This window comes from Methylobacterium sp. WSM2598, assembly GCF_000379105.1.
In the GTDB taxonomy this organism is placed as follows: Bacteria; Pseudomonadota; Alphaproteobacteria; order Rhizobiales; family Beijerinckiaceae; genus Methylobacterium.
Genome location: NZ_KB900609.1, coordinates 1067235 through 1078739 on the forward strand (window position 1 = coordinate 1067235; position 11505 = coordinate 1078739).

Genomic DNA, 11505 nt, shown 5'->3' on the forward strand with positions numbered 1-11505 from the left:
CCCCGGGGGTGCCCGGACTGGGATTGCGCGAGAGACGGTTTGGACGCCTTCAAGGTCGCGCGGCGCAGCCAGGGATGCGTATAGAACACTTCGAATGTGGCCGCTACGGGGGTGTGAGGTGGCGAGACGAGACGCGCAGGCGAGGCGGCACCGGGACGCGCCCGGGGGGCGGCGCGCGCCCTTCCCTGGCGGGCCGGGACGCGGCGTCGCGGGCGCGGCCGGGGCGGCCCCGTGCGGCTGATCGCCGAGGGGCTCGCCTGCCGCCGCTCGGGGCGGCGCATCTTCTCCGGCCTCTCCTTCGCCCTCGGCCCCGGCGAGGCGCTGGTCGTGACGGGCCGCAACGGCGCGGGCAAGTCCACCCTGCTCGCCCTCGTCTCCGGGCGTCTCGCGCCGGAGGCCGGGCGGCTGCGCGCGGAGGATGTCGGCGAGCGCACGATCCCCGAATGCCTGCACGGGGTCGGCCACCGGGACGGGCTCAAGAGCGCGCTCACCGCCGAGGAGAACCTCGCCTTCGCCCGCGACCTCCTCGGCGAGGCGGCGCTGTCGCCCCGCGAGGCGCTCGGCCGGATGGGGCTCGCCCACGCGGCGGGCCTGCCGGTCGCCTACCTGTCGGCCGGGCAGCGGCGGCGGGTCGCGCTCGCGCGGCTCCTCGTCTGCCGCCGCCCGCTCTGGCTCCTCGACGAGCCGACCGCCGCCCTCGACGTCGCCTCGCAGGGCATCCTCGCCGCGCTGATGCGCGCCCACCTGCGCGAGGGCGGCCTCGTGATCGCGGCGACCCACCAGGCGCTCGGGCTCGAGGGCGCCCGCGAGATCGCCATCGAGGCCCATCGCCCGGCGCGCCTCGACCCCCTCGCCGAGGCCGCCCGATGACCCGCTCCTTCCTCGCAGTGCTCCTGCGCGACCTGCGGCTCGCCGGCCGCATCGGCGGCTCGGGCGCCCTGTCGCTCGTCTTCTTCCTGATGATCGTGGTGCTGGTGCCCTTCGCGCTCGGACCCGACCTCAACCTCCTGTCCCGGATCGGCCCGGCCATCCTGTGGCTCTCGGCCGTGCTGGCGACCCTGATCGGCCTCGACCGGCTGTTCCAGGCCGACGAGGAGGACGGCTCCCTCGACCTCCTCACGGGGGCGCCGGTGCCGCTCGAACTCGTGGTGCTGGCCAAGGCCCTGGCCCATTGGCTGACGACCGGCCTGCCGCTCGCCCTCGCGGCGCCGCTCTTCGGGCTCCTGGTGGCGCTCACGCCGACCGCCATGGCGGCGACGAGCCTGACGCTCCTCGTGGGCTCGCCCGCCCTCACCTTCATCGGTGCGGTGGGCGCCGCGCTCACCGCCTCGATCCGCCGCGGCGGGCTGATCCTCGCCGTGGTGGTGCTGCCCCTGATGATCCCGACCCTGATCTTCGGGGTCTCGGCGGCGGAGGCCGCCACGGGCGGCACCGTGCCCTTCGCGACGCCGCTCATGATCCTGGGCGCGCTCAGCCTGGTGGCGGGCGTCGTCGGCACGCTCGGGGCCGCCGCGGCGCTGCGCGCCAGCGAGTGACCCGCGCCGCCGCGCGCGGCGCCCCCGGCTCGGCCGCGAGGCTCAGAACACCGCCTGCCCGAGCGCGAAGGCGACCACCACGATCACCACGGCGACGACGAGGAAGAGGCCGAACAGCAGGCGGGCGATCCCGCGGGCGCCCGCCGCCACGTTGGTGAATCCGAGCGCGCCCGCCACCAGCGAGACCACGAAGAAGATGAGGGCCCATTTCAGCATGTCGCGGAACCTTGACCGAGAAACCGCAGCCCAACGGGGTTCTCCCGCGCGCGTTCCGTGATGCGCCGATCATCCGCATTGCGGGCGGCCGCGGCCCCGGGCTAGATCCCGCCCCATGGCACAAGGCCTCCTCACCCGGCTCGCGCAGCCGAGCCACTTCATGCGCTGGTCGGGCGCCGCCCTGCCCTGGCTCGGCGGCCTCAGCGCCGTGCTGCTGGCCGCGGGCCTCTACCTGTCGTTCTTCGTCGCGCCCGCCGATTACCAGCAGGGCGAGACGGTGCGGATCATGTTCCTGCACGTGCCGGCCGCGTGGCTCGGCGTGTTCTTCTACGGGGCGATGACGGTCTCGGCGCTCGGCACGCTGGTCTGGCGCCACCCGCTGGCCGACGTGGCGCAGCGCGCCGCCGCCCCGATCGGCGCCGCCTTCACGCTGATCTGCCTCGTCACCGGCTCGCTCTGGGGCAAGCCGATGTGGGGCACCTACTGGGTCTGGGACGCGCGCCTGACCTCGATGCTGGTGCTGCTGCTGATCTATTGCGGGCTGCTCGCGCTGTGGCGCACCATCGAGGATCCGGGCCGGGCCGCCCGGGCGGTGGCGATCCTCACCCTGGTCGGCGCCGTCAACCTGCCGATCATCAAGTTCTCGGTGAACTGGTGGTCGACGCTGCACCAGCCGGCCTCGATCCTGCGGATGGGTGGGCCGACCATCCACCCGACCATGCTCTACCCGCTGCTGGTGATGATCGCGGCCTTCTCGGTGCTCGGGATCACGCTGCACCTCGCGACGATGCGCACCGAGATCCTGCGCCGCCGGGTGCGGACGCTGGCGATCCTCGAAGCGGAGCGGCTCGACGCCGTGCCGACGCCCCAAATCGCCTGACCGATCGGACCCGCCGTGGATCTCGGACCGCACGCCACCTTCATCCTCGCCTCCTACGCCTTCACGGCCCTGGTGGTCGCGGCGCTGATCCTGCACGCCGTGCTCGATTTCCGCGCCCAGCGCCGCGCCCTGGCGCGGCTCCAGGACGGGAGGGACGCGTGAGCGCCGCCGACGAGGCCGAGGCGGCGTCCGCCCGGCGCGGCCGGATCCTCTTCCTGCTGCCGCTCGTGGTCTTCCTCGCGCTGGCCGGGATCTTCCTCGGGCGCCTGCTCACGCGGGGCTACGACCCCTCGGCGGTGCCCTCGGCCCTGATCGGCCGCCCGGCCCCCGCCTTCGCGCTGCCCGGGCTGCCCGGCCTCGCGGGGCAGGACGGGCCGGTGCCGGGCCTCGCCAGCGCCGATTTCGCCGGCAAGGTGACGGTGCTCAACGTCTGGGCGTCCTGGTGCGCGCCCTGCCAGATCGAGCACCCGATGCTGATGCGCCTGTCGCGCGACGGGGTGAACCTCGTCGGCATCGACTACAAGGACGCGCCCGAGAACGGGCGGCGCTTCCTCGGCCGCCACGGCAACCCGTTCCGGGCCGTGGGCATGGACGAGAGCGGGCGCGTCGGCATCGATTTCGGGGTCTACGGGGTGCCCGAGACCTTCATCATCGGCCCGGACGGCCGCATCCGCGACAAGCTCGTCGGCATCCTGACGGCGGAGAATTACGAGAGCTTCCTGGAGAAGGTGCGGGCCGCGGCGAAGTAGGCGGGCGGGCCGGCGCCGGGTCAGGCCGGCCGCCGGATGGTCTGATCCGGGCTCCGGTTGACCGCAGCGGATCCCGGATCAGTCGGACGTCGTATCACCGCGGCCCACCCTCCTTCGGCAGCGCGTAGATGTTCACCTCGAGCCCGGTGTCGCTCGCGCTCCTCAGGTCGGTCAGGTACTCCTCCACGAAGGCGTCCTGGACGATGATGCCCTTGGCGTCGAGATAGGCCGTCACCGTCTCGTAGGTCTGGTCGATCTCGTCATAGGCGCCCTTGTGCACGAAGCGCAGGGCCTTGCCGCTCGGCGTGCTGCCGAAGCGGAGATCGGCCGGCAGGCCGGCGGGCCTCGGGTCCGGCACCTGCTCGATCGGCAGCATCGCCTCGAACTGGAACCCGTCGTCGTCCGTGCGGGTGAAGACCGCGACCGGCCGGCCCACCGCCCGCACGCCCGCCTTGGCGAGGTCGCCCTCCAGCCGCGCGAAGGCGTCGCGCAGGGTCGGCACCGCCGCGTCCCACTTGGCGTTGCCGGCGAGGATCGCGGCGGGCTTGGCCGGCAGCATCACCTCGTCCACGTCCGAGGGATCCCCGGGATTCGGCACCAGGGTCTGGCGCGGGCCGACCGGCGCGGGGCCCGGCGGCACCGCCTTCTCGGGCAGCGGCGGGGCCGGCGCCTCGCCGGAGCGGGGCCCCGGCCCCGGATCGGTGGTGGTCGGGAGCGGGTTGGCCTGCGCGGGCGGTTGCTGGGCCCGCGGGGCGCCCGATCCGGCGGCGAGGGCGAGGGCCAATCCGAGCGCGGCGAGCGGGAGACGGGACACAATCACGGGCGAAGCGCTCCGGTCGGGATCGGGGGTCGGGCCGGCGCCGTGCGCCACCATCCGAACGGGCGAGACCGTAATCCGGTTCGCCTGCCCCGGCGAGAGCGGCGCTCGCGCGCGGCGGCGTTTCGGGCCATATACGGGCGACCTGAAGACGAGCCGCCACAACCATGTCCCCCCTCGCGGATCACCGCTTCCTGAAGATGAACGGTCTCGGCAACGAGATCGTGGTGCTGGACCTGCGCGCCAGCAGCCACGTGGTGCGGCCCGAGGAGGCGAGGGCCATCGCGGCCGATCCCCGCTCCCGCTTCGACCAGCTCATGGTGCTTCACGATCCGGTCACGCCCGGCACCGACGCCCGCCTGCGGATCTACAACCGGGACGGCTCGGAATCCGGCGCCTGCGGCAACGGCACCCGCTGCGTCGCCTGGGCGATGCGCGCCGATCCGGTCATGGGGCGCGCGGGCGAGCAGCTCACCCTGGAGAGCGCGGCGGGGCTGCTCGCCGTCACCCGCGTCTCCGACACGGATTTCACCGTCGACATGGGCCACCCGCACCTGCGCTGGGACGAGATCCCGCTCTCGGAGCCCTTCCCGGACACGCGGCGGATCGAATTGCAGATCGGACCGATCGATGCGCCGATCCTGCACTCGCCGGGCGTGGTCAGCATGGGCAACCCGCACGCGGTGTTCTTCGTCGACCGCGATCCCGAGACCTACGATCTCGGCCGGATCGGGCCGCTCCTCGAAGCGCATCCGCTCTTCCCGGAGCGGGCCAACATCTCGCTCGCCCAGGTGGTCGCGGCGGACCGCATCCGGCTGCGCGTGTGGGAGCGCGGCGCCGGCCTCACCCGGGCCTGCGGCTCGGCGGCCTGCGCCGCCCTGGTGGCGGCGGCGCGGCTGCGGCTGACCGGCCGGCGCGCCACCGTGACCCTGCCGGGCGGCGACCTCGTGATCGCCTGGGGCGAGGACGACCACGTGCGGATGACCGGGCCGACGGAGCTCGAATGGGAGGGCCGCTTCCCCCCTGCCCTGTTCGCGGGCGCGGCCTGATGCCCGTGGAGGTGCTGAGCTTCGGCTGCCGCCTCAACGCCGTCGAGGGCGAGGCGGTCAGGAGGGCGGCCGGGGCGGCCAGGCCGGCGGGCGGCGACCTCCTGGTCGTGAATACCTGCGCGGTCACCGCGGAGGCGACCCGCCAGGCGCGCAAGGCGATCCGGCAGGCGGCGCGCGAGCGGCCCGGGCTTCGGATCGTCGTCACCGGCTGCGGCGCCGAGGTCGAGGCGCGGGCCTACCGGGCGATGCTGGAGGTCTCCGGCCTCGTCGGCAACCACGCGAAGCTCGCGCCGGCGACGTGGTTGGACGGGACTTGGTCGGACGGGACTTGGTCGGACGGGGCTTGGTCGGGCGGAACTTGGTCGGGCGGAACTTGGTTGGGCGGAACTTGGTCGGGCGAGAGCCGGGCGGCGCCGGATCCCGCTGGCGTCGGCGCCGTCATGGCGGTGCGGCACGCCTCGCCCGCCCCCGCGCCCCGCATGCCGGGCCGCACCCGGGCCTTCCTGCCGGTGCAGAATGGCTGCGACCACCGCTGCACCTTCTGCGTGATCCCGTTCGGGCGCGGCCCCTCGCGCTCGCTGCCGGTCGCGGCGGCGATCGCCCAGGCGCGGGATCTCGTCGAGGACGGGGTCCGCGAGATCGTGCTGACCGGGATCGACCTCACGGCCTACGGCCGGGATCTCGGCGCGGGGACGGGCCTCGGGGGTCTCGTCAAGGCGCTGCTGCGGGCGCTGCCCGACCTCGCCCGGCTGCGCCTGTCCTCGATCGATTCGGTCGAGGCGGATGCCGACCTCCTCGACGCGCTGGCGACCGAGCCGCGGCTGATGCCGCAGCTGCACCTGTCGCTGCAGGCGGGGGACGACCTCGTCCTCAAGCGCATGAGGCGCCGGCACACCCGCGCCGACGCCGTCGCCTTCTGCGAGACGGTCCGGCGCCTGCGGCCGGAGATCGTGCTCGGCGCCGACCTGATCGCGGGCTTCCCGACGGAGACCGAGGCGCAGTTCGCCCGCTCGCTCGCCCTGGTGGAGGAATGCGGGCTGACGCAGCTCCACGTCTTCCCGTACTCGCCACGCCCGGAGACGCCGGCCGCGCGGATGCCGCAGGTCCCGGGCGAGGTCGCGCGCGCCCGGGCGGCGCGGCTGCGCGAGGCGGGCGCCGCCGCCCTCGCCCGCCGCCTCGCCGCGGAGGTCGGGCAGCGGCGCGAGGTGCTGGCCGAGCGCGGCGGCACCGGCCGCACGGAAGGGTTCCTGCCGGTGCGGCTGCCGGAGGGCGTCGCGCCCGGCACGCTGCGCCGCCTCGCCATCACCGGTCACGACGGGCGCACACTCCTGGCCGCGTGAGGCGCGGCGTCCTGGCCGCGTGAGGCGCGGCGTCCTGGCCGCGTGAGGCGCGGCGTCCTGGCCGCGTGAGGCGCGGCTCCCTCACGGGCTCGCTGCGCCGGCCGGCCGCGAGGTCGGCTCGGCGAGGCCGGTCGGCTTGAACACGCCGCTCGCCGTGGCGACGAGGGCGCCGCCCTCGGTGCGCACCTCGGCGTCGCAGAACAGGATCGACTGCCCGGCCCGCACCACGCGCCCCTCCGCCAGGAGCACGCCCCGCCCCGGGGACAGGAAGCGCGTCTGCATGTCGAGCGTCACCACCGGCCGCCCCGCATTGAGCCGCGCCGCGGTCCCCATGGCAATGTCGAGGAGCGTGCACAGGACGCCCCCGTGCGCGATGCCGAGATTGTTGGCGTGCGCGGGCCCGAGGGCGAGGCGCAGATGCGTCCGCCCCTCCTCGAAGCGCAACGCCTCCACGCCGCAGAGCCGCGCGAAGGGGATGTCCGCCCCGAAGATCAGATCCGCCGCCCCGTCCGCCATCCGCCCGCTCCGCATTTCGAAAGGACGGTATGGTGCGTTCGCCGTCCTGGCAATTCGGGCTTCCCGGCAATTCGGGCTATAGCGGGGTGATGAGCAAGGCCCCTCCCCCCTCCTTCGTCCGCACCCGCTGGTGGTGGGTGCGCCACGCGCCCGTGCGCGGCGACAACGGCCGCATCTACGGCGGCTCCGACATCGCCTGCGATTGCGGGGATGCCCACGTCTTCGCGGGCCTCGCCCCGGTGCTGCCGCTCGGCGCGGCCTGGGTGTCGAGCCATCTCGGCCGCACGCGCCAGACCGCCGAGGCCCTGTGGCAGGCGCGCGACTTCACGGTCGACGGGATCGCGCCCGCCCTGACGGCGCTGCCCGCGCTGGCGGAGCAGGATCTCGGCGACTGGCAGGGCCGGGAGCGCGCCCGCTTCTTCGCCGAGCGCCAGCCCCTGGCGGACAGCTACTGGTTCGCCCCCGCCGACGAGCGCCCGCCCAACGGCGAGAGCTTTTCGGAGCTGTGCGGGAGAGTCCATGCCGCGATCGCGGAGCTGACGGCGGAGCACCGCGGCCGCGACATCGTCGCGGTGGCGCATGGCGGCACGATCCGGGCCGCGATCGCCCTCGCCCTCGCCCTGCCGCCCCAGGGCGGGCTGGCCTTCGCGGTGGAGAATTGCTCGCTCACCCGGCTCGACCATTACGAGGGCCCGGACGGGGCCGGCTGGCGGGTCGGGATGGTCAACAGCCAGCCCTGGCTCGGGGCGAGCCTGGAGGGCGGCTCGACGCCCGCCGGCGGGCCGGCGGCCTGACGCCTGCCGACGGGGCCGGCTCCCGGGGGAGCCGGCCCGCGACGTCACGCCGTGGCGCCCTCGCGGGCCTTCTCGGTCGGGGCTCCGGCCGCCTTCGCCTCGCGGCGGCGGGCATGCAGCACCCACTCGGTGTAGCCGTTCGGCTGCACGCGGCCCTTGAAGACGAGGTCGCAGGCGGCCCGGAAGGCCGGCCCGTCGAAGCCCGGCGCCATCGGCGTGTAGAGCGGGTCGCCGGCATTCTGGCGATCCACGACCTTGGCCATCCGCCGGAGCGTCTCCATCACCTGCTCCTCGCTGACCACGCCGTGGTGCAGCCAGTTGGCGATGTGCTGGGAGGAGATGCGCAGGGTGGCGCGGTCCTCCATCAGCCCGACATCGTGGATGTCCGGGACCTTGGAGCAGCCGACGCCCTGATCGATCCAGCGCACCACGTAGCCGAGGATGCTCTGGGCGTTGTTGTCGATCTCCTGCTGGACGTCGTCGGGGGCGAAGTTGGAGCGGGCGAGCGGGATCTGCAGGATCTCGTGCAGGGCCGAGCGGGGCCGGCGCGCGAGCTCCTCCTGGCGGGCGCGCACGTCGGTCTCGTGGTAGTGCAGGGCGTGGAGCGTCGCGGCGGTCGGCGACGGGACCCAGGCCGTGCTGGCGCCGGCCTTCGGGTGGGCCCCCTTCTGCATCAGCATGTCGGCCATGGCGTCGGGCGCCGCCCACATGCCCTTGCCGATCTGCGCCCGGCCGAGCAGCCCGCAGGCCAGCCCGACATCGACGTTGTTCTCCTCGTAGCCCTTGATCCAGGGCGTCGCCTTCATGTCGTTCTTGCGGATGACCGGTCCCGCCTCCATCGCGGTGTGGATCTCGTCGCCGGTGCGGTCGAGGAAGCCGGTATTGATGAACACGACCCGCTCGTCGGCGGCCTTGATGCAGGCGGCGAGGTTGACCGTGGTGCGGCGCTCCTCGTCCATGATGCCCATCTTGAGCGTGTTGCGCTCCAGGCCCAGCATCGCCTCGACCCGGCCGAACAGCTCGACCGCGAAGGCGACCTCCTCGGGCCCGTGCATCTTCGGCTTGACGATGTAGACCGAGCCCTTGCGGCTGTTGCGCAGGCCGGATTCGTTGCGCAGGTCGTGGATCGCGATCATCGCCGTGACGGCGGCGTCGAGGATGCCTTCCGGCACCTCGTTGCCCTCCGCATCGCGCACCGCGTCCGTGAACATGTGGTGGCCGACATTGCGCACCAGCATCAGGCTGCGGCCGGGCACTGTCACCTCGCCGCCGGTCGGGGCGGTGTAGTGCCGGTCGGGGTTGAGGCGGCGCTCCAGCACGCGGCCGTCCTTCTGGAACGTCGCCGAGAGGCTGCCGTTCATCAGGCCGAGCCAGTTGCGGTAGACGACGACCTTGTCGTCCGCGTCGACCGCCGCGACGGAATCCTCCAGGTCCATGATGGTCGAGATCGCGGATTCGATCAGGATGTCGGCCACGCCCGAGGCGTCGAAGCGGCCGATCCGGTGGGTGCGGTCGAGGACGATCTCGATGTGCAGGCCGTTGTGGCGCAGGAGCAGCGCCGAGGGCATGCTCGCCCGGCCGCGATAGCCGACGAAGGCCTCGGGCCGCGCCAGCGGGATGGTGTCGCCGGTGTTCATGTTGCCGACGAGGGCGCCGCCCTCGATGGCGTAGGTCACGACGTCGGCATGGCGCCCGCCCGCGAGCGGCACGGTGCGGTCCAGGAAGGCACGGGCGCGGGTGACGACGCGGGCGCCGCGGGTGCGGTTGTAGCCCGGGCCGCGGACCGCGCCGCCCTCGTCCGAGATCGCGTCGGTGCCGTAGAACGCGTCGTAGAGCGAGCCCCAGCGGGCATTGGCGGCGTTGAGGGCGTAGCGGGCATTCGAGACCGGAACCACCAGCTGGGGGCCCGCGATGCTGGCGATCTCGTCGTCCACGTTCTCGGTGCGGGCGCGCACCGGGCCCGGATCGGGCAGGAGATAGCCGATCTCGCGCAGGAAGCTCTCGTAGGCGGCCTCGTCGACGGGCCTGCCCGCGCGCTCGCGGTGCCACGCGTCGATCCGGTCCTGCAGCGCGTCGCGCTTGGCGAGCAGGGCGCGGTTTCTCGGCGTCAGGTCGCGCAGGACGGCGGCGAGCCCGCCCCAGAACACCTCGGGCGACACGCCCGTGCCCGGCAATGCCTCGCGGACCACGAAGTCGTGGAGCACCCGCGCCACCTGCAACCCGCTGACCTTTTCTCGATCCATCATCATCCTCCCGGCGGCAGGCCCGTCACGCGTGCCGCGCGCGCCGTCCTTAACAGGCGAAACAGGGCCCAGATAGGCGCCGCGTGCCGGCGCGGCGACGCTGCCGAGGCGGAACCATTTCAAATCTCGCGAACTGTCAGGTCAGTGCGGCCGCGGTCGAGCGGAGCGGCGGGATGAGAGCAGGTGACCAAATCGTAATCTCATCGGGGCCGGGACTCGGTCGATTTCGGCTCTCGTGCCCCGTGACAAACAGCAACGCCCCTCCCATCTGGAGGCCGCCGGGCGGTCTCGCTGCCTGGTGCCGATAGGAGTACGACTCCATGAACAGCGAAGAACGCGACGTCATCAACGGCATTTTCCAGCGTCTCGAGCAGGCCGCGCAGCAGCCCCGCGATGCCGACGCGGAGCGGTTCATCGCCGAGAAGATCCGGACCCAGCCCTACGCGCCCTACGCCATGGCGCAGCTGATCTACGTGCAGCAGGAGGCGATCAAGAGCCTCAACCAGCAGCTCGAGCAGGCGCGCGCCGAGGCGCAGCGCGGTCAGGGGGCCGGTCAGGGCGCGGGCGGCGGCTTCTTCTCCAGCATCTTCGGCGGCGGCTCGCGCCAAGATCCCCGCCAAGATCCCCGCCAGGATCCCCGCCAGGAGCCGCCGCGCCCCGGCGGTGCCTGGGGCAACCAGCCGGGCTACGGCCAGCAGCCGCCCGGCTACGGCCCGGGCGGGGGCTATCCGCCCCAGCAGGGCGGGTACGGCCAGCCGGGCTACGCGCCGCAGCAGGGCGGTCCCTGGGCCGGCCAGCCCCAGCCGCAGCGCAGCGGCTTCCTGGCCAACGCGCTCCCGATGGCGGCCGGCGCGGCGGGCGGCATGCTGCTCGGCAGCGCGCTCGCGAACGCCTTCAGCGGCGGGCATTCGAGCCTCGGCAGCCTCGGCGCGGCGGGCCTCGGCGGTGCGGCCGGGGCCGGCGGCGAGACGGTCATCGAGAACAACTACTTCGGCAATGACGCGCAGAATGCCGGCGGCGAGGATTTCGGCGCCCCGCTCGGCGGCGGCGGTGCCGACTACCAGGACGCCTCGTACGACGACGGCGATTCCGGCGGCAACGACGACTGGGTCTGATCGCGGCCGGGCCGCCCCTGTCGGGCGGGAGGATGGGCCCCGCCGCCTCGCGCGGCGGGGCTTTCCGTTGCGGGCGCCTCAGCTCACGATCACGGTCGCCCCGACCGGGACGCGGTCGTAGAGGTCGATGACGTCCTCGTTCATCATGCGGATGCAGCCCGACGAGACGTTCTGGCCGATCGTGTGCGGCTCGTTGGTGCCGTGGATGCGGTAGAGCGAGGAGCCGAGATAGAGGGCGCGGGCCCCGAGCG

The 11505-nt window shown here is 73.7% G+C and carries 14 protein-coding genes (1 of these 14 cut by a window edge); 9 read left to right on the forward strand and 5 right to left on the reverse strand.

The features are described from left to right. Nucleotides 1–231 precede the first annotated feature (231 nt). Together ccmA and ccmB are read left to right on the forward strand one after the other, a co-directional pair. Complete coding sequence (gene ccmA, locus MET2598_RS0105165) at nt 232–870, forward strand: heme ABC exporter ATP-binding protein CcmA (protein ID WP_012333443.1); 639 nt, start codon at nt 232–234, stop codon at nt 868–870. Further along, nucleotides 867–1535 (forward strand): heme exporter protein CcmB, encoded by a 669-nt coding sequence (ccmB, locus tag MET2598_RS0105170; protein WP_012333442.1) that lies wholly within the window; start codon nt 867–869, stop codon nt 1533–1535. The genes ccmA and ccmB overlap by 4 nt, the downstream gene beginning before the upstream one ends. A gap of 42 nt (nt 1536–1577) precedes the next feature. On the opposite strand, the gene MET2598_RS38620 is transcribed toward ccmB, so the two are convergent. Further along, a complete protein-coding gene (locus MET2598_RS38620; protein ID WP_012333441.1) occupies nt 1578–1751 on the reverse strand; it encodes a DUF1328 domain-containing protein in 174 nt (57 codons plus the stop codon). A 115-nt stretch (nt 1752–1866) separates the two neighbouring features. Here MET2598_RS38620 and MET2598_RS0105180 point away from each other — a divergent pair, with 115 nt between their 5' ends. The 3 genes from MET2598_RS0105180 to MET2598_RS0105190 are packed head-to-tail and all read left to right on the forward strand — an operon-like array spanning nt 1867 to nt 3380. Further along, the gene (locus tag MET2598_RS0105180; protein ID WP_012333440.1) at nt 1867–2631 is read left to right on the forward strand and encodes a heme ABC transporter permease; all 765 of its coding nucleotides are present in this window, start codon (nt 1867–1869) and stop codon (nt 2629–2631) included. 15 nt (nt 2632–2646) lie between these two features. Then, entirely contained in the window at nt 2647–2793 is a 147-nt protein-coding gene (gene ccmD, locus MET2598_RS0105185; RefSeq protein ID WP_012333439.1) for a heme exporter protein CcmD, read from the forward strand. Next, nucleotides 2790–3380: a DsbE family thiol:disulfide interchange protein gene (locus MET2598_RS0105190; protein WP_012333438.1), complete on the forward strand. Its 591-nt coding sequence runs from the start codon at nt 2790–2792 to the stop codon at nt 3378–3380. The genes ccmD and MET2598_RS0105190 overlap by 4 nt, the downstream gene beginning before the upstream one ends. Before the next feature lie 94 nt (nt 3381–3474). On the opposite strand, the gene MET2598_RS0105195 is transcribed toward MET2598_RS0105190, so the two are convergent. Next, nucleotides 3475–4254, reverse strand: a complete 780-nt coding sequence (locus MET2598_RS0105195) for a GyrI-like domain-containing protein (RefSeq protein WP_018260094.1) — start codon at nt 4252–4254, stop codon at nt 3475–3477. A 110-nt stretch (nt 4255–4364) separates the two neighbouring features. Here MET2598_RS0105195 and dapF point away from each other — a divergent pair, with 110 nt between their 5' ends. Together dapF and mtaB are read left to right on the forward strand one after the other, a co-directional pair. Next, entirely contained in the window at nt 4365–5246 is an 882-nt protein-coding gene (dapF, locus tag MET2598_RS0105200) for a diaminopimelate epimerase (protein WP_018260095.1), read from the forward strand. Next, nucleotides 5246–6586, forward strand: a complete 1341-nt coding sequence (gene mtaB, locus MET2598_RS0105205) for a tRNA (N(6)-L-threonylcarbamoyladenosine(37)-C(2))-methylthiotransferase MtaB (RefSeq protein ID WP_026190525.1) — start codon at nt 5246–5248, stop codon at nt 6584–6586. The genes dapF and mtaB overlap by 1 nt, the downstream gene beginning before the upstream one ends. Before the next feature lie 81 nt (nt 6587–6667). On the opposite strand, the gene MET2598_RS0105210 is transcribed toward mtaB, so the two are convergent. Continuing rightward, complete coding sequence (locus tag MET2598_RS0105210) at nt 6668–7102, reverse strand: PaaI family thioesterase (protein ID WP_018260097.1); 435 nt, start codon at nt 7100–7102, stop codon at nt 6668–6670. 29 nt (nt 7103–7131) lie between these two features. On the opposite strand from MET2598_RS0105210, the gene MET2598_RS0105215 reads away from it, so the two are divergent. Then, nucleotides 7132–7896 carry a histidine phosphatase family protein gene (locus tag MET2598_RS0105215; protein ID WP_018260098.1) on the forward strand — a complete coding sequence of 255 codons (765 nt, stop codon included), beginning with the start codon at nt 7132–7134 and terminating at the stop codon, nt 7894–7896. A 44-nt stretch (nt 7897–7940) separates the two neighbouring features. Here the strand turns inward: MET2598_RS0105215 and MET2598_RS0105220 are convergent, their stop codons facing one another. After that, complete coding sequence (locus MET2598_RS0105220; protein WP_036270269.1) at nt 7941–10139, reverse strand: malate synthase G; 2199 nt, start codon at nt 10137–10139, stop codon at nt 7941–7943. 320 nt (nt 10140–10459) lie between these two features. Here MET2598_RS0105220 and MET2598_RS0105225 point away from each other — a divergent pair, with 320 nt between their 5' ends. Beyond that, a complete protein-coding gene (locus MET2598_RS0105225) occupies nt 10460–11254 on the forward strand; it encodes a DUF2076 domain-containing protein (protein ID WP_018260100.1) in 795 nt (264 codons plus the stop codon). A 78-nt stretch (nt 11255–11332) separates the two neighbouring features. On the opposite strand, the gene MET2598_RS0105230 is transcribed toward MET2598_RS0105225, so the two are convergent. Beyond that, nucleotides 11333–11505 carry the 3' end of a L,D-transpeptidase gene (locus MET2598_RS0105230; RefSeq protein WP_026190527.1) on the reverse strand. 631 nt of this gene lie beyond the right edge of the window, so 173 of the gene's 804 nt are visible here — the last part of the coding sequence; its start codon lies beyond the right edge, outside the window; the stop codon is at nt 11333–11335.

What these genes read in the sequence shown, in the direction of transcription:
- ccmB (WP_012333442.1), top strand. Translation starts at nt 867, where the DNA reads ATGACCCGCTCCTTCCTCGCAGTGCTCCTGCGCGACCTGCGGCTCGCC.
- MET2598_RS38620 (WP_012333441.1), bottom strand. Translation starts at nt 1,751, where the DNA reads ATGCTGAAATGGGCCCTCATCTTCTTCGTGGTCTCGCTGGTGGCGGGC.
- MET2598_RS0105180 (WP_012333440.1), top strand. Translation starts at nt 1,867, where the DNA reads ATGGCACAAGGCCTCCTCACCCGGCTCGCGCAGCCGAGCCACTTCATG.
- MET2598_RS0105195 (WP_018260094.1), bottom strand. Translation starts at nt 4,254, where the DNA reads ATGGTGGCGCACGGCGCCGGCCCGACCCCCGATCCCGACCGGAGCGCT.
- dapF (WP_018260095.1), top strand. Translation starts at nt 4,365, where the DNA reads ATGTCCCCCCTCGCGGATCACCGCTTCCTGAAGATGAACGGTCTCGGC.
- mtaB (WP_026190525.1), top strand. Translation starts at nt 5,246, where the DNA reads ATGCCCGTGGAGGTGCTGAGCTTCGGCTGCCGCCTCAACGCCGTCGAG.
- MET2598_RS0105210 (WP_018260097.1), bottom strand. Translation starts at nt 7,102, where the DNA reads ATGGCGGACGGGGCGGCGGATCTGATCTTCGGGGCGGACATCCCCTTC.
- MET2598_RS0105215 (WP_018260098.1), top strand. Translation starts at nt 7,132, where the DNA reads ATGGTGCGTTCGCCGTCCTGGCAATTCGGGCTTCCCGGCAATTCGGGC.
- MET2598_RS0105220 (WP_036270269.1), bottom strand. Translation starts at nt 10,139, where the DNA reads ATGGATCGAGAAAAGGTCAGCGGGTTGCAGGTGGCGCGGGTGCTCCAC.
- MET2598_RS0105225 (WP_018260100.1), top strand. Translation starts at nt 10,460, where the DNA reads ATGAACAGCGAAGAACGCGACGTCATCAACGGCATTTTCCAGCGTCTC.